This window comes from Sporomusa sp. 246TCP1 (assembly GCF_057319775.1).
Window position 1 is genome coordinate 1 of sequence record NZ_CM170492.1, and the last position, 21540, is coordinate 21540.

24 protein-coding genes are annotated in these 21540 nt (G+C 42.2%); 18 read left to right on the plus strand and 6 right to left on the minus strand.

The window, feature by feature from the left end:
- Entirely contained in the window at nucleotides 1–405 is a 405-nt protein-coding gene (locus AC1ECB_RS00005) for a DnaA N-terminal domain-containing protein (RefSeq protein ID WP_485666886.1), read from the plus strand.
- Between the two features lie 304 nt (nucleotides 406–709).
- Here AC1ECB_RS00005 and istB read toward each other — a convergent pair whose 3' ends face one another.
- The gene (gene istB, locus AC1ECB_RS00010) at nucleotides 710–1435 is read right to left on the minus strand and encodes an IS21-like element helper ATPase IstB (RefSeq protein ID WP_485666887.1); all 726 of its coding nucleotides are present in this window, start codon (nucleotides 1433–1435) and stop codon (nucleotides 710–712) included.
- Nucleotides 1436–1669: 234 nt separating this feature from the next.
- Here istB and AC1ECB_RS00015 point away from each other — a divergent pair, with 234 nt between their 5' ends.
- From AC1ECB_RS00015 to AC1ECB_RS00040, 6 genes are all read left to right on the plus strand, one after another.
- Nucleotides 1670–2536, plus strand: a complete 867-nt coding sequence (locus AC1ECB_RS00015) for a hypothetical protein (RefSeq protein ID WP_485666888.1) — start codon at nucleotides 1670–1672, stop codon at nucleotides 2534–2536.
- Nucleotides 2475–5516 carry a hypothetical protein gene (locus AC1ECB_RS00020; RefSeq protein WP_485666889.1) on the plus strand — a complete coding sequence of 1014 codons (3042 nt, stop codon included), beginning with the start codon at nucleotides 2475–2477 and terminating at the stop codon, nucleotides 5514–5516. Before AC1ECB_RS00015 ends, AC1ECB_RS00020 begins: the two co-directional genes overlap by 62 nt.
- Nucleotides 5422–6138: a hypothetical protein gene (locus tag AC1ECB_RS00025; RefSeq protein WP_485666890.1), complete on the plus strand. Its 717-nt coding sequence runs from the start codon at nucleotides 5422–5424 to the stop codon at nucleotides 6136–6138. Before AC1ECB_RS00020 ends, AC1ECB_RS00025 begins: the two co-directional genes overlap by 95 nt.
- Nucleotides 6139–6495: 357 nt before the next feature.
- A complete protein-coding gene (locus AC1ECB_RS00030; protein ID WP_485666891.1) occupies nucleotides 6496–6882 on the plus strand; it encodes a helix-turn-helix domain-containing protein in 387 nt (128 codons plus the stop codon).
- Nucleotides 6883–6884: 2 nt separating this feature from the next.
- On the plus strand, nucleotides 6885–7667 hold the full coding sequence (locus AC1ECB_RS00035; protein ID WP_485666892.1) for an ImmA/IrrE family metallo-endopeptidase: 783 nt from the start codon (nucleotides 6885–6887) through the stop codon (nucleotides 7665–7667).
- Nucleotides 7664–8233 carry a hypothetical protein gene (locus AC1ECB_RS00040; RefSeq protein WP_485666893.1) on the plus strand — a complete coding sequence of 190 codons (570 nt, stop codon included), beginning with the start codon at nucleotides 7664–7666 and terminating at the stop codon, nucleotides 8231–8233. The genes AC1ECB_RS00035 and AC1ECB_RS00040 overlap by 4 nt, the downstream gene beginning before the upstream one ends.
- A gap of 537 nt (nucleotides 8234–8770) precedes the next feature.
- On the opposite strand, the gene AC1ECB_RS00045 is transcribed toward AC1ECB_RS00040, so the two are convergent.
- From AC1ECB_RS00045 to AC1ECB_RS00060, 4 genes are all read right to left on the minus strand, one after another.
- Nucleotides 8771–9043, minus strand: a complete 273-nt coding sequence (locus AC1ECB_RS00045) for a hypothetical protein (protein ID WP_485666894.1) — start codon at nucleotides 9041–9043, stop codon at nucleotides 8771–8773.
- A 4-nt stretch (nucleotides 9044–9047) separates the two neighbouring features.
- Complete coding sequence (locus AC1ECB_RS00050; RefSeq protein ID WP_485666895.1) at nucleotides 9048–9308, minus strand: hypothetical protein; 261 nt, start codon at nucleotides 9306–9308, stop codon at nucleotides 9048–9050.
- Between the two features lie 47 nt (nucleotides 9309–9355).
- The gene (locus AC1ECB_RS00055; protein WP_485666896.1) at nucleotides 9356–9676 is read right to left on the minus strand and encodes a hypothetical protein; all 321 of its coding nucleotides are present in this window, start codon (nucleotides 9674–9676) and stop codon (nucleotides 9356–9358) included.
- 298 nt (nucleotides 9677–9974) lie between these two features.
- On the minus strand, nucleotides 9975–10082 hold the full coding sequence (locus tag AC1ECB_RS00060; RefSeq protein WP_485666897.1) for a helix-turn-helix domain-containing protein: 108 nt from the start codon (nucleotides 10080–10082) through the stop codon (nucleotides 9975–9977).
- 163 nt (nucleotides 10083–10245) lie between these two features.
- On the opposite strand from AC1ECB_RS00060, the gene AC1ECB_RS00065 reads away from it, so the two are divergent.
- On the plus strand, nucleotides 10246–10623 hold the full coding sequence (locus AC1ECB_RS00065) for a hypothetical protein (protein ID WP_485666898.1): 378 nt from the start codon (nucleotides 10246–10248) through the stop codon (nucleotides 10621–10623).
- Between the two features lie 301 nt (nucleotides 10624–10924).
- Here the strand turns inward: AC1ECB_RS00065 and ltrA are convergent, their stop codons facing one another.
- The gene (gene ltrA, locus AC1ECB_RS00070; RefSeq protein ID WP_485666899.1) at nucleotides 10925–13021 is read right to left on the minus strand and encodes a group II intron reverse transcriptase/maturase; all 2097 of its coding nucleotides are present in this window, start codon (nucleotides 13019–13021) and stop codon (nucleotides 10925–10927) included.
- Between the two features lie 1321 nt (nucleotides 13022–14342).
- Here ltrA and tnpA point away from each other — a divergent pair.
- The 10 genes from tnpA (at nucleotide 14343) to AC1ECB_RS00120 (ending at nucleotide 20810) form a co-directional block, all read left to right on the plus strand.
- Nucleotides 14343–14711 carry an IS66 family insertion sequence element accessory protein TnpA gene (gene tnpA, locus AC1ECB_RS00075; RefSeq protein WP_485664427.1) on the plus strand — a complete coding sequence of 123 codons (369 nt, stop codon included), beginning with the start codon at nucleotides 14343–14345 and terminating at the stop codon, nucleotides 14709–14711.
- A complete protein-coding gene (gene tnpB / locus AC1ECB_RS00080) occupies nucleotides 14705–15061 on the plus strand; it encodes an IS66 family insertion sequence element accessory protein TnpB (protein WP_485666585.1) in 357 nt (118 codons plus the stop codon). Before tnpA ends, tnpB begins: the two co-directional genes overlap by 7 nt.
- A gap of 89 nt (nucleotides 15062–15150) precedes the next feature.
- Nucleotides 15151–16734: an IS66 family transposase gene (gene tnpC, locus AC1ECB_RS00085; protein ID WP_485666900.1), complete on the plus strand. Its 1584-nt coding sequence runs from the start codon at nucleotides 15151–15153 to the stop codon at nucleotides 16732–16734.
- A 169-nt stretch (nucleotides 16735–16903) separates the two neighbouring features.
- Nucleotides 16904–17368, plus strand: a complete 465-nt coding sequence (locus tag AC1ECB_RS00090) for a SymE family type I addiction module toxin (RefSeq protein ID WP_485666901.1) — start codon at nucleotides 16904–16906, stop codon at nucleotides 17366–17368.
- Nucleotides 17369–17427: 59 nt separating this feature from the next.
- Nucleotides 17428–17772, plus strand: a complete 345-nt coding sequence (locus AC1ECB_RS00095) for a hypothetical protein (protein ID WP_485666902.1) — start codon at nucleotides 17428–17430, stop codon at nucleotides 17770–17772.
- A 497-nt stretch (nucleotides 17773–18269) separates the two neighbouring features.
- A complete protein-coding gene (locus tag AC1ECB_RS00100; protein WP_485666903.1) occupies nucleotides 18270–18785 on the plus strand; it encodes a DUF1998 domain-containing protein in 516 nt (171 codons plus the stop codon).
- Nucleotides 18737–19081, plus strand: a complete 345-nt coding sequence (locus tag AC1ECB_RS00105) for a hypothetical protein (protein WP_485666904.1) — start codon at nucleotides 18737–18739, stop codon at nucleotides 19079–19081. The genes AC1ECB_RS00100 and AC1ECB_RS00105 overlap by 49 nt, the downstream gene beginning before the upstream one ends.
- A 233-nt stretch (nucleotides 19082–19314) precedes the next feature.
- Complete coding sequence (locus AC1ECB_RS00110) at nucleotides 19315–19611, plus strand: DNA cytosine methyltransferase (protein ID WP_485666905.1); 297 nt, start codon at nucleotides 19315–19317, stop codon at nucleotides 19609–19611.
- Entirely contained in the window at nucleotides 19520–19816 is a 297-nt protein-coding gene (locus AC1ECB_RS00115) for a hypothetical protein (RefSeq protein WP_485669421.1), read from the plus strand. Before AC1ECB_RS00110 ends, AC1ECB_RS00115 begins: the two co-directional genes overlap by 92 nt.
- A 313-nt stretch (nucleotides 19817–20129) precedes the next feature.
- A complete protein-coding gene (locus AC1ECB_RS00120) occupies nucleotides 20130–20810 on the plus strand; it encodes a hypothetical protein (RefSeq protein WP_485666906.1) in 681 nt (226 codons plus the stop codon).
- The last annotated feature ends 730 nt before the right edge of the window (nucleotides 20811–21540 follow it).

Genomic DNA, 21540 nt, shown 5'->3' on the forward strand with positions numbered 1-21540 from the left:
ATGACGCAGGTCGCAACAGAATCAGGGCTTACTTTATTATGGAATCAAATACTTCTGGATTTAAAAAGGGAAATAATAAAGCCTTTATTTAATACTTGGATAGTTGATATAGTTCCTATTGAACTAAACCACCGGGAATTGATTATTGGAACTCCAAAGCAATTTGTAAAAGAATGGATGGAAGAACGCTATAATGGACTTTTAAAGGATTCAGCTAAACGATATTTAGGAAAAGACCTCGATATTATCTACGTTAATCTTGATATACCTTTGTCGATTTCAAAAGTCAGTAAACCGAGATCGCAAACTCCAATTGAAAAATTATTACAGGATTTTCAAGGATTAACTCCAGAAAAGCAGGAGCAGGTAATCAAATTTGTTGAATCGTTGCAGAAAGTGGAATAGACATCACTACTATGGTTACTAGCTATCGGTTGCCGACTTTGTAACTGGATATTTATTTAATTGCCTATCGAGGGCCTATATTCATTTGAGTGATTGGTTCGATAAATTTCGGGATAAATGCTCATGAATCCGCTAAAATACTGGATTCTTATTTCTGTTATAGCTCAAATGTAAGCGGTCAAGTAAAATGTACCGAAAATGGCCACAAAATGTACCACTTTTTTTAACAACAAGAATGTGTGAAACACGGAACGTACTTTAAATAAATTTTCAGCTGTAATTGTATAAATCTTCAGGCATAACATTAGCTTAAAATAGATTTCCTGTTTTTTAGGCGGTAACCATCACCAACCATATTGAAAATTTCACAGTGATAAACCAGTCTGTCAAGGATGGCCGTAGTGATCACTTCATCTCCAAGAAACCCGGCCCATTCTGAAAATCCCTTGTTGGAAGTGATGATGATAGAAGTCTTTTCATGTAAGGCTGAGACAAAAGAAAACAGGAGATTTGCTTCTAAGGGCGATACTGGCAGAAAGCCAACTTCGTCAATGATAACAAGGTTAGATTTATATACTATTCGTAGTCGTTGCTTTGATTGCGAAGAAATTTCGGCGGTTTTAAGCAGCCTCATCAAATCTTCAAGAGTAAGAAATGAAACGGCATAGCCTTTATCTAAAGCACGATAGCCGAGAGCCGTCGCAAGATGCGATTTCCCAACGCTAGGCGGCCCTAAAAACATGATGTTGTACGCATCCTCAATCCAGTTAAAATCGCAAAGCCTCAACATTTGCTCTTTGGTGATGCTACGCTGGAAACCAAAGTCAAACTGCTCAATCGTTTTAAGCGGCGGCATGTTAGCCCGTCGAATACGCATTTTAGCAGCTTTAGTTTCCTTTAGCCGCAATTGTTCCGCAAGGAACGCTGTGATACTTTCCATGGGGGTTAACCCGTCTTTAAACAACTCCGAAAAATTAACTTGTTCAAGGCGAAGTTCATTTAGTTGGCGGTTTATGGTGTCCAAATTCATATTGCGCCACCTCCCAGGCCGGTATATGCGTCTATTGTTTTATTGAAAAGCAAGCGATCTTGAAAGATGAAGAGCTTTCGCAGCCGTTTTGTGTAGTCGTTACGATACGCGATCCATTGATGCAGCAGCCAGTATATACGAATGTGACCCAATTGTTGAATCAGCATAGCTTCGTACATAGCAATATAAAACTCCGTCATGATATTCGGGTTGCTGTTGGACGGTAGGTTATAAATGATTGAGAATATTAAAGGAAAATGGAGAGGGTTAATGTTACAAAACGATAATGATTTTTTAGGAATACTTGAGTCATTGGCTCCAAGCCGGGAATTTTCTCATATTATTCAAGAGCGGCCGAGTATCAAGAAGAAGCTTAGACCATTTCATCCAATTAAAGCAGCATCATTAGTTTCAGGTCTTTTGACTTTGCCAGCTTTGCATGCAAATACTCTTCGTCTTGAAATGCTAATACATCTTATTATATCCTATTCTTCAGGGAAAAAAGAACCGATGGTACATCATATTCAGTTATGGTTAAACACTGAATTGGGTGCAACTTCTTTCGTCTATTTAGAAGATCCAGTTGAGGATGTATTTATATCTAATGTGATTACCGATGAAGGAAACATCCGAATTTTTGAAGGGATTTGGGAAAGTAGTGATTTTTATCTTCAACGGATGCTGAACATCATTAGAACACTACCGGACGAGCAGAGCACATGTCAGTTGAAGCGTGAAGTACGCGGAATCCTACTACTTAGTGAAGAAATTGCCGCCCGACGTCGTCTTAATCGCTTTTCACCGGGTGAAGGTAATGATAAAGGCCCAGTTAGCATTCCTTCGAATAAGAATTTGAAATTACTTTTCAAAACCATCATATTCACATCTGAGGATTTGCAACGCCTTGGAATTGTATCCGCAGATATTGAACCTTTTATTTTTGATATGCAATTCTTAGATGAATTGCAGGAACAATCGTTGGAAGAGAGTGATCTTAAGAGTAGTAGCTTTACCAAGAATGCATGGCGAGGTATTGCGTTTGCTAGATCAAGTTCGACAAGATTTAGAAAAGGCACCTGGAACAGCCAGAGAGCAAATTGACCTATTAGTCCAATGCACTCGAATTGCTGAAGTGGTCGATCCAGATGTTGCACGGTATTACTTCAACCTCGCTGTGGAGGCTGCCTCGGAGATTGATGAGGAAGTATTTACTCAAATAAATTGTATGGCATCTTTTGCCGATAAGATATCAAGTGAATCGCGGTATTCTAATGCTGAGTTAGCATACCAATTTGCACGTTTTGTTGAAGCCTGCCATCGACGCATGGATGGCTGGGATCATTTTCCTTGGGATGAAGCAATGAAAGGATTATTCTGCCTTGATCCAGCCTCTGTTTTCGCCATATTGAGTAGGTGGGATGAGCGAGGCGTGAGAAATATTGAAAACGAGATAGTTATAGTACTTCTCATTGCTATACAGCGCAACTACATTTCGCTAGAAATGGCGTATGCATTAAGTATTTTACCGATTTCTTCTGGTAATGAGTATGAGCAACTTACTCTGACAATTCTCGATGCTGCGCAAACATCAGGCGGACAAGTTCAGGCGATAGAATACTTGTCTCTAATTGCCGCAGATATATGTCTTTATGTCCCGATTGTTGAGCGCAAGTCGCAAGCATCGGCTGTGATGAGTTGGGCTAATAAACATAATGTTGGACATAGTCAAGGCGCTATTTGTCTAACTGATCTTTTAAGTTTTCTTGAAGGCACATATAAAAAGCCGGTCACAGATGATACTGCGCGGGAAACGGATGAGAATTTAGAGGTTCCTAATTGGGAACAAATTTTGGGCAATCAATCTTTTCTTACTTCTGATGAAATTGAATTGGCACTTGATGAGGTCCGCAAGATCGACAAATATGGGAGTAATCTTCAAAAAGAGTTACTATGCCGGTTACAGCAGTGTTGTGTCGTAAGTGATTATACAAAACAATTGGATGCACTTTTAATGATTAAGTCGGAAAAACTCTCGGTGGGTTTACTGTTGAAGGCTCTCGAAGGTCGTATACAAGAATGGTCTTTTCACCCCAATGTGCGGGAATGGCAAAAAGAAAAATGTACCGATTTTTTGGTACGGCGCCTATCTGAGATGATCTATTACGGCTCTAGGTCGAGAATGGTGAAGCGTTTTCAAGCGGTATTCGGAATACCTGATACAGATTTATATAAGTGGGTTGTCGATGTTCTTCCTCAGTTTGTTGGGGCTCCGGCCGAAATAACATATGAAGTAATTCACGAATTGACGGTCTCTCTTACACCTACCGAAGCAGAGAGTGTGCAACAATGGTTGCTTGAGCGGCTTTCTGCCAAAATTCCAACTGATTGTGCAGATGGCTTATGGCGGGAAGAACTTCGTCCACCGAAAGCAAGTTTAGAAATCGTTTCTAAGTTTATTTGGAGGCTGTTAGGTCACCCTGATAAACGTTTACGCTGGCGGGCAGCCCATGCAGTTCGACGAATGGTGCGCCTGGAATTTTATGAAATAGTTGATTCATTAGTTTTACTATGTGACGATAAGTGCTGTGCTGCAATGATAGATTATAAACATGATTTCTTTTGGCTTTCAGCAAGGTTGTGGACTTTTATTTTACTAGATCGTCTTGCAGCAGAGGCTCCGAACGCTATAAGGCGCCATTCAAATAAAATTATGAATGAAGCGTTAGAGCCGGAAGTACCGCATGCACTTATACGTCACTTTGCCCAATCTGCTGCACTAGCGCTAACCAAACATGACCCAGGTATATATTCTAGCAGTGAAATAACTGCACTATCTGCTATTAATAAAAGTCCTTATCCTCCTAATAAAACGAAAAACAGACGATATTCAGGTACTCGTCGGATAGATTCTAAAGAACTCAGATTCAGTTTTGATGAGACGGACACTCTTCCATATTGGTATGAACCTCTGGCAAGGGTGTTTGGAGAAGAGAGAAATACCATTGCGCAGATGGCCGAAATATGGATCTGTGATAAATGGGGTATACCTGCAAACATAGGTTATCAAAGAGATTGGATACGCCAAAAGTACGATTACAATTTATACTCTAATAGGCAGGGCAGTGATTCGACTGTTGAGACTGTTCATGCCTATGTTGAATGGCATGCGATGTTTTGTACAGCAGACGAATTGTTAAAAAGTCGCTCGGCTAAATATGACGAGTGGGAGAATAACCCTTACGGTCATTGGCTTGCTAGGTGGACATTGACCTACCCTGGTTACTGGTTGGCTGATTTACGTGATTCTTTGCCACTTGAAGATATCTATTGGCATCTTGATGGGCCAACGGGTGCAAACTGGGAGCAAGATATTTCACTGGATGCCTTTGATCCGTTTATAGGGTTTACAAAAACTTCACTTCCCGAATTTCTCGTATTACATGGTTATTATAGGCGCGCAGTCCGTGGTGCTTCAGAATCAATGTATATTTCAAGTGCTTTAGTGGTTCCAGAGACTGCACCGGCACTTTTGTGCGCAATGCAGACTGCTGTAAATCCTAATGACTACCGTGTTCCTCCTGAGGGGGATGAATTGGAGATTTCTTCTGAAGGGTTCGAACTGAAAGGTTGGCTCAGAATACTTGAATCTGAATGCGGCGGTATAGATGAAAATGATCCATTACGTAACCAGTTGTCTAGTTCACTAGTCGTTCCCGGAACAGATTTTGTGGCATGGGCAAATCTTGAATGTTCCTCTGATCATAAGCGATATTGGCGGTGTGGATATGAGGATAAGCCGGTAACTAATTTGGAATGTTGGGATGAACAACCGAAAACTGATCGTGAAGATAGAGGGTTTTATTCAGAGGGGCATAGACTGTGGGTAGACGTGAATAGCCTATTGGATTATCTAAAAGAAAGGCAACGATGCCTTATTGTTAAATGTATGATTGATCGTTGGGCTGATAAGGAGGGAACAGGGAAATATGTCCCAGGTAAAGCGAAAATCTACCTCATCCATGCAGATGGAACTCTCGAAACGCTCCGAGAGCGTTATTGCATTAGGGAAAAAACTTGTTGAGGAGCTTTCTCTAGAACCAGGTGTTGACACTCTTGGACGATGGATGGCACACTATGTTGCCGAATTAATTGATGCAGCCGAGAATATAACCGATCAAAGTTTGCGTAGTCAGGCGCGGGATAAATGCTGTGAGGCAATTATAAAACTATGGGATCACCGAGCATCTCTTCCCAGAGGGGGGCGACCTCTTTCCAATCTAGATGGGGTATTAGAGGCTATCAAAAACATAAGAACAAAAAAGAATTCATGGACTGCACTATCTTCTCAAGATGTAAAGCGGATAGGAGGGGAATGGATGGGGTTTGCCAAGACAGTAGAGGATGCGGGTTTGAGAATGTGTAGAATTGCCGTATTGACAGCGGTTGCGGAAGCGTCTTTTGGTAAAGAACAATGTTGGCTTCACGAGCATAAAGAGATGTTATCTAAAGAAGAAACTGAGATTATTGAGGCTCTAGATGGATGGTTGTCACAGGAAAAACTTTGGCGGGATAGAGAAAATAAAGTGTCCATTTTAGATATGGATCCTGCTGAACGTAGTCAACGCATTGCGGAGGAGATAAAAAAATTAGTTGAAAAAATTAATACGTCCTTTAGTTCAATCCAGACAAAAAGCTCTGAGTAAGCTGAGTTGCTAACATTGATTTCGAGAAATAAACTCTCGCTCTTTTCTGTACTGACGATTGTGGTAATGGCAGCGGGCAATTGCTTTAAAGCGGTAAGCCCGGGGCATGTAGACGGCAGCTTGTTTTGGTGGTAACGGAGCAAGAAGGCAGTATTTTTTGATTGATTTGCTTGATAGTGTCGGTGCTATTCTTGCTTGCTTTAGTTTGCTGTTTTATTCGGTACACTTGTCGACAGAGGCAGCCTGTAGCAGATGATTTTTTTAATGTCATACTCTTATTTTGTAATAATTTCGAACAAATGTATATACTTTTTGTTTTTTGCGTAATATAATATTACATGAGAGGGGGAGTGAATAATGTTAACATTAGAAGAAATTGGCGCTCGTATTCAAAGTGCCCGAGTGACTCGTGGACTGAATCAAGTGCAACTTTCTGATAAACTCAAAGAGCAAGGATTGCATATTAGTAGAGAAACCATTAGTAAGATCGAAAGTGGTGATCGCCCTCTGTCTGCTATGGAGTTGCCAGTCTTTGCGACGGTTTTAAGCGTACCAGTAACGGAATTACTTAAAGAAGAGACGGCGGAAGACTTGGTTACTTTGTTTCGTCGTAAAGCGGGTGTAAACATAGTCTCTGAGGAGATCGCGGAGATACAAGATATGATGAAAGCTTTAATTAAGCAGAAGCAATTGCACGAGGGAAAACTGATAGTCCGTAAGCGTGAACCCATATGGAGGGTATAGCCATGTCATCGCTGAAGGGTATGCTATCGGGGCAAGAACGATTGCAGATTAAAGATTTAGCAGAGAATACCCGTCTGAGATGGTCTAGAAAGGGATATTGTGATATCTTTGCTATTTTGGACAGTTGCTCATTATTGATTCGTAAACCGTTGGAATCGCAAACTTCTGGTTTTTCTACGTTTTTTGAAGAACATTTTGTAGTAGTGTTGAACACCAATTTTACATTAGGTCATGAGCGGTTTACGGGTGCTCATGAATTGTATCACCTTACCTACAATCAGGATATATTGCGGCGGGAAAGACTGCTTTATGAAAATGAAACTGAGGAAGAAAAAAATGCGCAGGGATTTGCCGCAGAATTTTTGATGCCGGAAGATGGTGTGAAAGAATCATTTTTCAAGTTGGTGGGGGAAGATGTGAAGACGGATAAGGTAGAAGTACGTCATATCATCCGATTACAGCATGTCTTCCAAGTTAGTTATACTGCTATGTTGAAAAGATTAGTTCAGTTACAGCTTTGTGCGGCCAAACGATATGATTTTTTGCGTGGCTATGCTACTCCTGAGAGAGCGGTGGAACTGCAAGAATTGACGATACAAGAAGGCAAGGATATTCGTTTGATAATTCCTTCCCATGTGAATAGCATATCCGATGAATATCTGCAGTTTGTTCGCAATAATTTTGAGAAGCAGAAGATTTCTTATGGCAAATTATATGAAGTATTGGAGTATGTGGGAAAAACTCCGGAAACCTTCGGATATGAAAAGCCAGGAGAAATCGAATGAAATATGTAGCGGCAATTTCAGATGCAGATATAATGATTCATCTGGCAAAAGCAGATGAATTGGATATACTTCGCTATCTATTTACTAAAATCATCATTCCTCAGTATGTACTCGAACGAGGAATTAAAAGAAAAGCAGGCACTTGTTTACCAGTTATTTTAAGGTGTATTGAAGAAGGCACGTTATTTCAGGTCTTAGACCGGCAGGCGGATTATGTTTTAAATAAATTAGCAGAACCTATCATTGAGGATAAGAGAGCGGTTGTAGGTCGCGGCGAGAGTGAGTGCGCAGGATATGCGGCGGCATTGGGTATCGGTATCATCATTTCGGACAATTGCAATGAGTTTAAGTGGTTCAGTGAAAATGTGATGCTAACCTATTATGATATTCTGGCTTTAAATGTACATTTCGGGCATATGGATCAAGAAACGGCGAGCAATAAATATGAAAAAATCAATGCGGTTTTGGGTCAATCTTCCAGTGTGAATTTTAAAAGAAGGCAACTAAAAACGTTTGAAAATATTCAGAAAAATAACTGGGAAGTTCCCTTAAGTCTAAAAGACTGAATGGTTATAAAATAAGGTTTGATATTCATGAATAGTAAGCCATAAATATGGACAAGAGATGAAAAGGTATAGGTAAGAATTACTCGTGTTTTATAACGTGGGTAATTTTCTTGCGTTTTTACCCACGTTATATTGATATGGGAAGATTTTACCACATAATGGAATGGTAGCTATAAACGTGATAAATCTTTCACCCGGTGGTTGTTGTACTACAACAACCGTACAACAATGCCGCGAAAAAAGTTCGTGACGGCGTGTGATGAAAATGCAGCAATATCAAGCATTCATGACGTTTTTAAAATGAAAAATTGAGCTCATTTTTGACTCTTAATCAGTAGGTTCACGGTTCGATTCCGTGGTGGGTCACCACTCAAAAACTTCAATATTCAAATAGGAAGCTAGTTCGTATGGGCTGCGAGTGTGGTACTTTTTTGCTAAATTGTTTGCACGTTGTTTAATGCGCATATATGGCCTCAGGTCATAAAACTAACGTTCGCCAAAAAACGACAAATAAAAACACGCTAGAACAGTGATGTATCACTTAGCGCGTTTAAGTAGTGAGATTTCTGCTTCATTTTCAAAAAGCCGTTTATCTAGAATATCAATTTTAGCCTCAACACGAGGTACAGATTCGGTTTCACGATATGTTTTTTCGATTAGATCAAGGAGGGCGTCATTAGCTTCTTTAGTATTCTTAAATCCGGCATCAATTTTGGTTTCGATGCGGTTTAAGCGTTCATTAATTTGATTTTGGCTTTCGAATAATTGTTTCTGACCATCCAGTATTTGCTTTAATAATTCATCACTCATAATTTTACCTCGCTTTCTTTAGATAGCGAATATCAGCCTCATTTTCGAAGGTTCGATCATTTAATACATCTAGCTTGTTTTCGATACTATCAGTCTTTTTGCTAATGTGATCAAGCATAGCAATAACGTCTTTCTGTGTTTCATTGGCAAGACAGTTAATATCTTCTTTGGTTGCAAGTGTAGGTAAAGTAGCTTTTATTACCTGAATATCTTGCTCCATACTCACTAATTTATCGAATATCTTATTTAATAACTCTTCACTCACCAGTAGCATCTCCTTTTGGTTTCCGCTTATTGATTTCCCTCGCCCGTTTACTTAGCTACATGGCTTAGCTTAATAAAGTTTCTGTCGTGTTGAGCGGTTTTTTCGACTACATACGAAAGATCAGTGTGAACAACCTCAAGTATTTCATCTATATTTACAATTTTGCCTTCGATTTTGTTAATTGTAGCCCCAATGTTATGATTTTGTGCGCTAAGCTCTTCGGTACGATGCAATAGAGCTTTAATAAAATCTGTATTTTCTCTTGTTTGGCCTTCAATGTTGGATACGTCGGCTTTCATTGCGGATAAATCATTTTCTATACCGGTTACTTTTTGTAAAAGCAATTCCAAAAGTTCACGGTCTGTCATTCGGCTTAGCTCCTTTCGTTTTACGTTTATTAAGTTCTTTCGCCCGTTTATAAAGGTGATACTAAATAATATCAAGTATTTCCTGCTTGTCCTCTTCATCAAGCGGAGTTCCGGAAAACATTATTTCTTGCTGCTCAAGGATCTTTTTAAGGTCTTTGGGCATTTTTGGTTGGGGAGATTGAGCGGGTAACGTTAAAGAACGGTCGTCTGTTCTGCCTAATAGATAATCAACAGATACATTAAAAAAATCAGCAAGACGTTGCGCCGTACCTATTTCAGGAACCCTGTTACCCGATTCCTATGAGCCGATAGTTGATCTGCTGATTTCTAATTTGGCGGCCAATTCTTTTTGTAACAATCCTGATTCTTCTCGCAAAAATTTTAACCTTTGAGAAAAAGCGGCCATTATCTCACCATCCTCTTTCTTACATTCTATAGCATCATGTTGCTAACAGCAACATGATGTTGCTTGAAGAAACAATTTCATGAAAATCTATTGATAAGTTACTACATGCAACATTATAATAAGGACGTGAGTTGCATATAGCAACATGAAGAAGGTGGATTAAGTGAAACACAAAGCATATGAAAATCGACGGTTTAGAGAAATGTTTGCGGCAGTTAGTACAAGAACATCGGTTATTCGTTCGCATGCGGATAAAGCGCAATGGATAGAAAATATGGCTGCACTTCTCCGCTTGCGTGAAACAGGAACCATTGGTTCTGTCATTCACCAAGTGAAAGCTACCGGAAGGCCTCGACTTTCTACAAGAATTGAAAGTAAAGAACGAGAACTTGAAGCTGCTACAGCGGAGCTTTCGGATTCATTAGCCCGTTTGCAAAGACTTAAAAATGTTTCTTATAAAGAAGTTATTGCGTTAACAAATTTTATAGAAGAAAAGACTCCTTTTGCAACAAACCATGGTGTAAAGGGGGGTGAATTTTAGAATGTACTAGTGGTTATTGGGCGGGGCTGGAGTCAATATAATTTTGGACAAATGCTGGAATGGGCTGGTAATGGTATACCTTTAGGTAAGCACGATAGCTTTGTTCGGAATAGAAATTTTTTTTATGTAGCTTGTTCGCGACCTCAGAGACGATTAGCTATTCTATTTACGCAGAAGCTTTCAAATGTTGCACTTAGTACTCTTGGAGAATGGTTTGGGACGAGCAGAATTCACAACTTAGATATATAATTGGCTTGTTAGAAGATGCTTGAGCAATGCCACCATACACTAGTGACATTATTTAATATGAAAAATCTCTCTTACTCACCTGGAAGATTATTTTTGCAGTCGCATTTGCTACGTTAATCGTATTAATCGCAACAATAGGTAAGGGACGTCCGCGCACGCATTTATACGCCGTTCGGCGTCCCTTTTCCCTTGTTTCGCACCGTACGTGAGACTTTTGCCTCATACGGCGCTCCATCAAATCCTTATGACTTTCCAGTGACAGCTTTTCTCTCATCCTTATAATTTTGCGATTGATCTTCGCAGTATTTTTCGGCGGCAGTTTTGAATGAATTGTGTCGTGACACATTTTGCAGACACTGGCTAGATTAGATACCCGGTTTAGCCTATAAGCAGGCAATAGAGGACGAACATGATGGAAATCAATATCATTTTTGGCCAATGTTTTTTCGCAAACCCTGCATTTCCCTTTATCCCGGTTCAAAGCATAAGCACGGTTGAGAAAATACTCGAAAGTATATTGGGAACTGTGCTGACATTTTCCTAGCCTTTGGTTAAGATGAACAGAGAGTAATTCATCTTGACGAGGAAGAAGCGGAGTTTTACCGGTGCGCGTCTGATATAAACTACGCCCTTGCTGCAAATAGGGTATTTCTTTTTGGTTTTTCAGCTCCGGTTTCTTCCAATGGCAAAACAGCAATGATGTGAGTCCGATGATTTGATCTTTAATGAAGACTGCAGGTATGTGGCTATTGTACTTTTGGTGAACCTTGTGCAGGTTGGTTGTTTGATTAGCCGGGATTTTCTTTGCACCCAGTTTGTACATTTCACGGTAAGACAGATAGCCCAGAATCCACGCATATTTCTTCATAGCGGCAATGACTTGAGTAGCCGTCTGATAGTAGTTGATAATACCCCGTATTTTACTATTAATCAGCTCAATTTTCTTAACGCTTGGTTCTGCCTCTGAATGGGTGCACAACTGGCGAATTTGTTGTCCAATCTCTTTGACTTTGGTTTTTAACCTGGTCATATTGGGTTTCGTGCGGGTAATGTAACCAAATCTCGCTTTCGTTGATTTTATGATTTTGTAAGTAAACCCCAGAAAATCAATGGACTTCTTTTTGAGATTGGTTATTTTGGTCTTTTTCTCCGATAAAGTCAACTTGAAATGAGTGGCAAGCTTATTACGAATGATCTGTTTCCATTTTTGCGCGTTGACCTTTGTATCGGTAATCAGTACCCAGTCATCACAATAGCGGATCAAATACGCCGGCTTTAAATGGCTGCGCAGTTTCAACGCTCTAATGCGTCCCCGTGGATAAGCATAGTTTGTTTTAGTACGCTTGTTTTCCCAGGAGTTAGCAATGAACCAGTCGAAGCTATTGAGGTAGACATTGGCAAGCAACGGTGAAATAATACCACCTTGTTGAGTACCCATTGGGTTTACCGCAATTTCGTTCATAACGCCAGCTTTGAGCATTTGTCTGATGATCATGAGGACGCGGCGGTCACGAATGCCCATATGCCAAAGTTGTTTTATTAGTTTGGTGTGGTTAATTGTGTCAAAGTATTGTTTGATATCACCCTCTACAACCCAGGAATATCCTGTATTGTGCACCAAGGTAGTTGTACGGGCCATAGCCATGGCGGTGTCGCGGTAGGGGCGAAACCCATAGGAGTGCGGGAAAAATTGTGCTTCCAGAATGGGTTCTAGTATCATACGGACGCATTCTTGGATCACACGGTCAGTTGCTGTTGGAATTCCTAATTTGCGCATTTGGCGGGTTCCCGGTTTAGGAATGTATTGTCTGCGGATTGGCTTTTGATGATAACCTTCCAATGATTGTTGTATTGTACGAATTACTTGCGGGTAGGGAAGTTCCAAAAGATTCCTCATAGTGAGATGATCTGTTCCGGCTGTGTCTGCGCCTTTGTTAGATTTAATATTGTGAAATGCCGTCTGAATGGTCACCGATGATGAGATTAATTCAAGCAGGCTGTGAAATTTGGGCAGTCTGTTTTGTTCCAGAACTGCTCTTGTCTTCGCATACAATTGATCCAGAATGTGTTGCAATCCCATTTCATCAGTTGGTGGTTTAAGGATGGGATAGTCAGATTGTTGTTCCAGGCCGGCATTCCTCCTTTTCATGGATTGTGCCTGCCGGTTTCATGTCAGGTATGGGCCACGCCTTCCCTGACAGGCTGTTTGGAAAAATGCGATAAGGATTGACTATGCCCCTTTGCTCCACGGTCATTACTCCGCTTCATCACTACTACGGGCTGCCGCCCTCCGAATTCAGCAAGCATTTCCTCTTGCTTAGAGACATTTGCTGGTATCAGCGTTTACATTCTCTTTTGGAGTTCCACTGTTTCTTGCACTCTGGCTTTACATGACGACTTTAGTCCCTTCCTGTAACCCGCCAACCGTTTCTTTATCCGTTACCGGAGGATGAAAAACTCCATACCTTTACTGATATGGGACAGAAATGCAAGTTTTATATCTTCATTTCCATGATTGGACTCCACTGGGGAGTAGACTTCTTCATTTAGAAATCTCATTTCTTACGAGCCGTACATACGGAAGTTCCTGGTGTGTAAACATGGTCGTTTTATAGCCCCCCGACTACTTTGCTAACCGCTTCGCAGGTCTGCGTTTCGCCGACTTCACCGAGCTTCGTACCCCATGAGGATACCTCTCATAACGCACGTCGGAGTATTAGGGCCGGTCTGCCGGTATCCAGTCCGTTACAGGATATTCTCCTGTTTATTGGAGTGCAAAATTCGGATTTACTGTCATTCCGCTTGATTTTATTGCTCATTTCGGAGCAGATTGTTCAAGAACAGTGCGCACATAAAGAAGAAATAACCGCTCTCTCGCCAAGGTTCGCGGTTATTTCTAAATAATCTCGACTAAGGCTAACCGTTCCGGTTAGACAACTTGCTGGGCTGGCGTGCGACCAACACGGCAGTCCTTTTCTAATATTATACCCATAGATTGTAATTGAAAAGAGCTATAATTGGAAATAAGTGGAAATTAAGGAGTCGCCGTGACCCGGAAGTGTTGGAGCACTCCCGAGGCACGCGCAGGTGTACGAGCACCTACACGTAACAGTCTAGCTGTCCACGACGACATTCCTATTATACAATGCCGACCGCTTGAGACAAGCGAGGCACGGTATAGTGGAATGTTGGGGGAGCAGGGCTGTGCGACTTCACGCAGCAGATAATTCAGCCTATTCTTGATCCCCTCAACGAAAAGGCAATAGTTCGCGTACATATTTTACTGACTGCTTTTCTGTTGACAGCCGGTTCTGTTCCGGTTTTTGGGTTTGGGCTTTAGCAAACGTAAGCGTCAAATAAATCGTCACATGTACAACCAGGCCTCCGGATGAGACAATAGGTCCAAGAGAATCACATAGAGTTTGTTGGAGTCATTTGGATTCTTAGAAACTCGCAGGAGGTCTACTTTTATGAGCGTACAGAAAGTGACGCATGAAGTTCGATTGGAGAAATGGCGCAATATTGTTACGGCTTGCCGCAACAGTGGCAAAACCATTAAAACGTGGTGCAGCGAAAATAACATTAACGTGAAAACATACTATCATTGGCAGAAACTTGTATGTCAGGAGACTTGCCGGGCAATTTCGGTAAGTCTCCCTGCCTCCAGCGAGGCTGTTCCCGTACAGGGTTCGGTATTTGCAGAAATGAAGATGCCTAAGCATCGTGCGGAAACATTGGCTATCACGATTGAGCGTAACGATATGCAAATCCATGTCTATCAAGGCGCTGATATGGTAACCGTGGAGGCTACGCTTCTGGCACTGAAACATTTATGTTAGGTGATATATCTAAAATCGAACATATCTTTCTCGCCTGTGGCCACACCGATATGAGAAGATCTATTGATGGTCTGGCAGCGACCATACAGCAATGCTTTCACCTAGATCCGTTCTCCAGCAGTCTGTTCCTGTTTTGCGGCCGTCGGCGTGATCGAATCAAAGCGCTCTTTTGGGATGGCGATGGCTTTGTACTTTTGTATAAACGGCTGGAGAACGGAGGCTTTCAGTGGCCAAAAGATGAAAAAGAGGTCAAACACATTACGCCACAACAGTTTCGTTGGCTAATGGAAGGGTTAAGCATTCAACAGCCGAGGGCGCATAAAAAAGTCGATAAAATACAAATCGTCTAATTTGCTGAAAGTCCTAAATATCCTGCAAAATCAATGGATTTAACGGATTTTTCATGGAAAAAAGCCATAAAATATGGTATAATTATTACATGAAAATTCTAGTGAACGGTACTAATACACAAGAAGAAATGATCTCTGTTTCTCGTACTGAATATGAGGCACTAAAAATACAAAATGAGGAACTGACTCAACAGGTCAAGTGGCTGATGGAGCAAATGCGTCTTTCCAAACAAAAACAGTTCGGCTCCTCCAGTGAAAAAAGCAAATACGATCAGTTTAATCTTTTTAACGAGGCGGAGGCAACAGCAGATGAACGGGTGCCCGAGCCTGAATTGACTGAAGTTCAGAAGCATTATCGTAAGAATGTCAAAGAAAGAAAAGAGACCATTCCTGCCGATTTACCAATAGAGGTTGTCGAGCATTTTTTACCGGAACATGAACAGGAATGCCCGGAATGTGGTTCAAAACTGCATATTATAGGTAAAAATGTCCGTCGCGAATTGAAGATCATCCCGGCCAAAGCAGTTATCGTAGAACATATTGACTATGTATATGCCTGCCGCGACTGTGAAGTCAATTCATGCAGCGTGCCTATTATCAAGGCACCAATGGACAAGCCGGTAATCAAAGGAAGCTTTGCTTCTCCAGAAGCAGTTGCTCATATTATGACACAGAAATTTGCAAATGGAATGCCATTGCATCGCCAGGAGCAAGATTTGAGCCGTATGGGCATAGCTCTTTCCAAACAAACTATGTCTAACTGGCTAATTCGGTGTTCTGAAGATTGGCTGGAGCCAATCTATGATGCCTTTAAAGAGCTACTTTCCATACAGCCAGTGCTCCACGCAGATGAAACCATTTTACAGGTACTTCACGAGCCGGGCAAATCTGCGCAAAGCAAAAGCTACATGTGGCTGTATAGAACTGGCGGGTGTGCTAGTATACCTATTGTGCTGTGTGATTATCAGCCAGACCGGAAGGCAAAGCATCCTTTAGAATTTTTGCAGGAGTTTAGCGGCTACCTTCATACGGATGGTTATGCCGGGTATCATAGCTTGCCGGAGCGAATCGTCATTGTGGGCTGCTGGGCACATGCCAGAAGAAAATTTGACGAGGCGCTAAAAGGCCTTTTGGAAAAAGACCGAGAAGGCTCTGGGGCGCAACGTGGCAAACAATATTGCGATAAGCTATTTACTATTGAGCGCCAACTAGCTGATTGTACACCGGAAGAACGCTATAAAAAGCGTCAGGAACTGGCAAAACCAGTGCTTGACGAGTTTTTGTCGTACCTTCATACAGTAAAGGCATCTACCAAGAGCGGATTTGGCAGAGCCGTGCACTATACGTTGGAGCAATGGAAATATGTCGAACGATATCTACTGGACGGAAGGCTGGAAATCAGTAACAATCGCGCCGAGCGCAGCATTAAGCCGTTTGTGATTGACCGCAAAAATTTTCTCTTTGCCAACACACCGCGAGGAGCTAAAGCCAGCGCAGTTGTGTTTAGCATAATAGAAACCGCAAAGGAAAATGGGCTCAATCCATATGCCTACCTGACTTATATTTTTAAAAACGCACCCAACTGGGATATACGAAATGATGTTGAGGCACTACAACGACTAATGCCCAGTTTTGTTCCAGATTACTGTAAAACTAATGCCGTTACCAAATGACTTGTTGTCAAGGTGACGGCATTTTTGACGCTTACTAGCAAACGACGAAGCAAAGCGCATGTGTAGGGTTAAACCTCGCATGCGCTTTTTAATTTCCCCCTATAAAAAGCAAATAACAGGGCCGGTCATTATTTGGACCTTGCTGCAGCTTGTGATAGGGGGTATAGATTTGTCCAGTGGAGGGGAAAGCTCACGTATTCTGACTGGCTATTATACATACCTCAATAATGGGAAAGACCATTGGCCGCTTATCCGGCTGCAGGGTAAATGGCTCCAGGACCTTGGTTTTCAAAGTGGCAATAAGATTACCATTGAAGAGCATAGCGGTGCATTGCTAATCAAAGCAGTACCCCGAGAAAAAGCTGGTCTAACTGCTGGGAACGCCCCGCCGCCGGTCTTCTCATGGTATCACACCGGTCAAGGCTGCGCCTGCTCCGCTTACAGGAATCCTGAACGGGAAGCTATGCTGAGGGAGGCCCTGGACTTAGAAAGGAATCCTGTGCCGGATAACGTAAGTGACGCGCAGGCAAAAATGCTCAGGCGGGGCCGGGATGAAGCGGTTCAGTGGCTGCAGGCTATCAGGCGGACAGGCAGGGGAACGGCTAGTTCCACTGGCAGGCATAATGCCGGATAGCAGTACTTGCGGCAGGCTGGTTCAGCGCTTTCTGTCGCTAGGAGTAAATCCTGCCGGCAATGATCTGGATGTTCAAACATTTATATTGGGATGGCCGGGAGCATCACTGGACAGCTTTATTTGACTTTGAAAAGCAGGACTGGCGGGAAGACCCTATGGATGCCCAGGAAGCAAAGGACAGGATTATAAAGGCACTGCGGGAGGCAATTGCCGATTTGTTCTTTGGGCGTCTGTATTTCGGGCTGGAGTCATCAGGTCTGGGATGGCCTGTGCTTAATGTTAAAGATGAAATAATAGCTGCCCGGTCAGGGGAGATTAGTGTTGCCCCTGAGATATTCAGGCATGTTTGCGATTCTTTTGTCTGTAAACTGGGAGATACTTACCGCTATTCCATCAGAATATGATAATGATATGCAGGACTATCTGGCTTATCCTATGATGCCGGCTTCCTTAAAAAATATGTCCGTACAGTAGCTGCTCATCTTTATATTAATGAGGACAGTCTGGGCGAAGCAATTTTTAGGATCTTTGGAGATTGCGGTCATTATAATGGAAAGCTGGTTACCCGTAACCTGCTTGTCCGTGTAAGTGTTGGACAGGATCCTGTCTGGACATGTCCGCGCTGTCACCGTCATCACTTGCACTTTTCTGCGGGAGTTTGTACTGGCTGTTACGGATTATTGAATCGAAACGCGGATACAAATTGCGGTTCTGTATGGCCGGCAAACTATATTGCCAAACAGGTTGCCGCGGAGCGGCCGCCACTGCGTCTACATTGCGAGGAACTTTCCGCTCAGTCGGATGATCAGGGGGAGAGGCAGCGGCATTTCCCCGCGGGATTATAACTAATTAGACAGGTCAAAGCCGGCAATATTATTCTAATGTTGACGAGATTGATGCCTTGAGTGTTACCACTACAATGGAGGTCGGGGTGGATATCGGCAGCTTGCAGGCTGTGCAACTGGCTAATATGCCACCAATGCGTTTTAATCTACATCCTGGTCACTCGGACGGAGGTGTCCGGGGAGCGTTAGCGGCATTCCTGCTGCGCCGGGTTTTGGCCGGTGAACTGGATATTGATCCTGATGAAATCGAAATAGCCAACATTACAGTAGAGGAACGGGCTCCTTCCGGGCCAGGAGTTGCCGATATGATTTTTAGTGACCGTCTCCCTAATGGAGCTGGTTTTGTAAGATATATGGCAGAAAACTTTGCCGGCATATTGAGAGGGACGTGCAATCCACTGCCTGATTCGTACGCGGGGAAGATTCTTGACCTGGAGCACGGCAAGTGCGATTCGTCATGCTATGACTGCCTAAGGTATACCGGAATATGGCTTATCATGGCTTACTGGACTGGAGGCTGGCGATGTCTTATATCCGGATTCTCGCCGATAGTTCCCATGTGGTTGGTTTGAATGGCTGCTTTGACTTTCCTGAATTACGGCAATGGCCGGAAATAGCAATAGCCTTGAGAAATAAGTTTACTTCCTCTTTTAATTGCCAACCAGCAACTTTCGGCCAGTTACCGGGGTTTACAGTAGGGCGGAGAAGAAAGGTTATTATTGTGCATCCTTTATGGGATCCCTGTAACCCGAAAGGGATACTGGCTGAAGCTACTGCAGCGGCAGGTGGAGAAGTGGAGTATATGGACACATTTAATTTGCTCAGGCGTCCAGGAGAACGTCATATGTGGCTGGCTAGAAACAGGTGACTATTGATATCCGGAATCTGTAGTGCAACCGGGGTGCCTGGGCGGAGTGCATGCATTTCCTTGACAATGCCCGGGCCTTCCTCGAAAATATGAATGAGAGGATTATAGCCTGCAAGCCAGAGGAGCCGGCTTCTTACACCGCGAGTCCTCACCGGGACGTTATGCGGCTCAATGTATATAACGGATATGTGATCCGGTAGAAAAATCTGTGGGGGCCGGAAGGGAGGGATGAAATGAGAGAAAGACCTGTAGCAATTGATTTTTTTGCCGGTGCGGGCGGCTTGAGTGAAGGCCTGCATATGGCAGGATGGGACGTTGCAGTTGCTGTTGAAAAGGATACTTTTGCAGCCCGGAGTTATGAATTGAATCAAAGCAGGTGTTCTGCAAGACCGTCCTCGCGTTATCTTTTTTGGTATCAGGAAAGATTTAGTCGGGGGAATGGCAGAAACCGGCATACAGGTTCCTGCGGCTTGTATGCCCGAAGGGTTACGACGGGAATTTGCCCCCGGGCGTATCATTACTGTTGGTGAAGCCTTGTCGGATTTGCCGCCGGGCAGGGGTATTGCGCTTGAACAACGGATCTGGGCTGTTCAGGAGGAAAACGGGCAAAATCAAAATGATGATTATTGCGTTCAGTATCAGACCATGCCGCAAAATGCGTATCAGCGTGTAATGCGGAAAGATCCTGTATGGTTTTCGATCATCATACGAAGGGGATGTCTGAAGGATGGCTGAATAAGGTACGGATGATTCGCAGCCAGTTATTTGACAGCTCTTGAAGATGCAGGCGTTCTTACATTACAAAAAATAGGCAAAGACATATTTATCTTAATAAACGCATGTTTGAGGTTGTACAGGGAGCAGGATTATTGGGGGCGGGATACACAAGGTAATCGTAGTTACCATATTTTTTATTAAATCTATTAAGGTTGATTTAGTAATTATAATCAGATTAGCGTCATCATCGAGCTAAACCCTACATCGGCAGGGATATACTTCCTTTTGTCGAATGGTGTGTAAAAATGGTACAAGGGAGATGGATTTATTAATGTCAAAAAAATATTTGGCTTTACTTGCAGTGACAGTATGTGTTAGTTTAATTCCTGGTTTAACTCTTGCAAGTCCTCTTATGGACTACTCAGCGGGTAAAACGTCAGTGGACATTACTAGTTACCCGAATTTGCACATGGAAGATCATATTAAGAGTTCTAACTATAGCAACACTATAAAGTTCGATGGGCGGAATAATAATATAGACTGGGGTATTACTACAGGAGTAGGTGGCAAATGGGCGTTACAGTATCGCCAGTTCAATCCTGATGGTGTCGATAATTATGAGGAAACCATTGGTATGAGAACACAGGAAGTTAATGTGCTCTATAAGTTGGATACAAATTTATCGGCTTTTGTTGGGTGGCATCAATCCAAGATGTCTTATGAATTTAATGGTATTCCATTTTCAGCTGAAAACAAAGATGTATTACAAGGCGGATTAATTGGAACCGCAAAAATAGCTCCTAGGACGAAGCTATACGGTATAGTGGGCATTGGCAAAAACCTTCGTAATTTTGAAACAGGTATTTCTTATGAAGTAAATAATCATATAGAACTGAATCTTGTTTACCGCTATAAAAAGGTTGGCGACATGGATAGTATAACAGATATTAATTCTACTCAGGATAAGGTCACTGCGCATGGGTATGGAGTCGGTGTTTCATATAAATTTTAGTTGTTGGTATAATATAACTTATTTGCATAAATTCTAAGCCCTTCGGGGCGCTTTTCTTACGCCCAAAAAGGGCCCCAGTGTTTTAAAATCCCTAATGGGAATTATTTCAAACTAAGATTATAATGCATTTCTAATAAGTATCTGATAAGCTAAAGTATAAAAAATGTGCAAGGAGCGCTAGACATGCTGTATCATTTTACAATCGTTGCATTAGTGTTGTTTACAGTAATCACAATAACAGGTTATGCTTTTATATATTTGGATGAACACAATAATGATTGAGCCTTCGGGCTTTTTTTTTATGCCCAAAACAGGAGGCGCTACCGTGCCCAAGAATGGCTGTGCCTATTACCATGCGAGAGATTCAAAAGACAAGCAGAACTACCCCCATTGCATTCCGGACTTACGTCAATAGGATGGACGCAAATTCGAGATCAACCGCATTCCTTGACGTTCGCATGCACTGTCGCTGACCGGTATTGGTTCATGGTATGAGGTATGTTTGCCGGATCAGGAACAAGCAGGTCAACGAGTTCACTTGGCTTGGAAAACTAATGTAGTACCAACGTTGTTAGAAATGCTATAGTAAAGGATATCGAGTTATCGTAACTGCAAATGTGTTGCTATAATTCCGAATTCTACTGTGATCCATAATAGATTTTTTACGAATCGTAAGTTGGATTCCCTTATTTGCCTAAATATTATGAATTTAAGGTAATTAAGAGGGATT

Coding starts and splice junctions, on each gene's coding strand:
- AC1ECB_RS00005 (WP_485666886.1), top strand. CDS start 1: ATGACGCAGGTCGCAACAGAATCAGGGCTTACTTTATTATGGAATCAA.
- istB (WP_485666887.1), bottom strand. CDS start 1,435: ATGAATTTGGACACCATAAACCGCCAACTAAATGAACTTCGCCTTGAA.
- AC1ECB_RS00015 (WP_485666888.1), top strand. CDS start 1,670: ATGATTGAGAATATTAAAGGAAAATGGAGAGGGTTAATGTTACAAAAC.
- AC1ECB_RS00025 (WP_485666890.1), top strand. CDS start 5,422: ATGTCCCAGGTAAAGCGAAAATCTACCTCATCCATGCAGATGGAACTC.
- AC1ECB_RS00030 (WP_485666891.1), top strand. CDS start 6,496: ATGTTAACATTAGAAGAAATTGGCGCTCGTATTCAAAGTGCCCGAGTG.
- AC1ECB_RS00035 (WP_485666892.1), top strand. CDS start 6,885: ATGTCATCGCTGAAGGGTATGCTATCGGGGCAAGAACGATTGCAGATT.
- AC1ECB_RS00040 (WP_485666893.1), top strand. CDS start 7,664: ATGAAATATGTAGCGGCAATTTCAGATGCAGATATAATGATTCATCTG.
- AC1ECB_RS00045 (WP_485666894.1), bottom strand. CDS start 9,043: ATGAGTGATGAATTATTAAAGCAAATACTGGATGGTCAGAAACAATTA.
- AC1ECB_RS00055 (WP_485666896.1), bottom strand. CDS start 9,676: ATGACAGACCGTGAACTTTTGGAATTGCTTTTACAAAAAGTAACCGGT.
- AC1ECB_RS00060 (WP_485666897.1), bottom strand. CDS start 10,082: ATGGCCGCTTTTTCTCAAAGGTTAAAATTTTTGCGAGAAGAATCAGGA.
- ltrA (WP_485666899.1), bottom strand. CDS start 13,021: ATGAAAAGGAGGAATGCCGGCCTGGAACAACAATCTGACTATCCCATC.
- tnpA (WP_485664427.1), top strand. CDS start 14,343: ATGAGCGTACAGAAAGTGACGCATGAAGTTCGATTGGAGAAATGGCGC.
- tnpB (WP_485666585.1), top strand. CDS start 14,705: ATGTTAGGTGATATATCTAAAATCGAACATATCTTTCTCGCCTGTGGC.
- tnpC (WP_485666900.1), top strand. CDS start 15,151: ATGAAAATTCTAGTGAACGGTACTAATACACAAGAAGAAATGATCTCT.
- AC1ECB_RS00095 (WP_485666902.1), top strand. CDS start 17,428: ATGATCTGGATGTTCAAACATTTATATTGGGATGGCCGGGAGCATCAC.
- AC1ECB_RS00105 (WP_485666904.1), top strand. CDS start 18,737: ATGTCTTATATCCGGATTCTCGCCGATAGTTCCCATGTGGTTGGTTTG.
- AC1ECB_RS00110 (WP_485666905.1), top strand. CDS start 19,315: ATGAGAGAAAGACCTGTAGCAATTGATTTTTTTGCCGGTGCGGGCGGC.
- AC1ECB_RS00115 (WP_485669421.1), top strand. CDS start 19,520: ATGGCAGAAACCGGCATACAGGTTCCTGCGGCTTGTATGCCCGAAGGG.
- AC1ECB_RS00120 (WP_485666906.1), top strand. CDS start 20,130: ATGTCAAAAAAATATTTGGCTTTACTTGCAGTGACAGTATGTGTTAGT.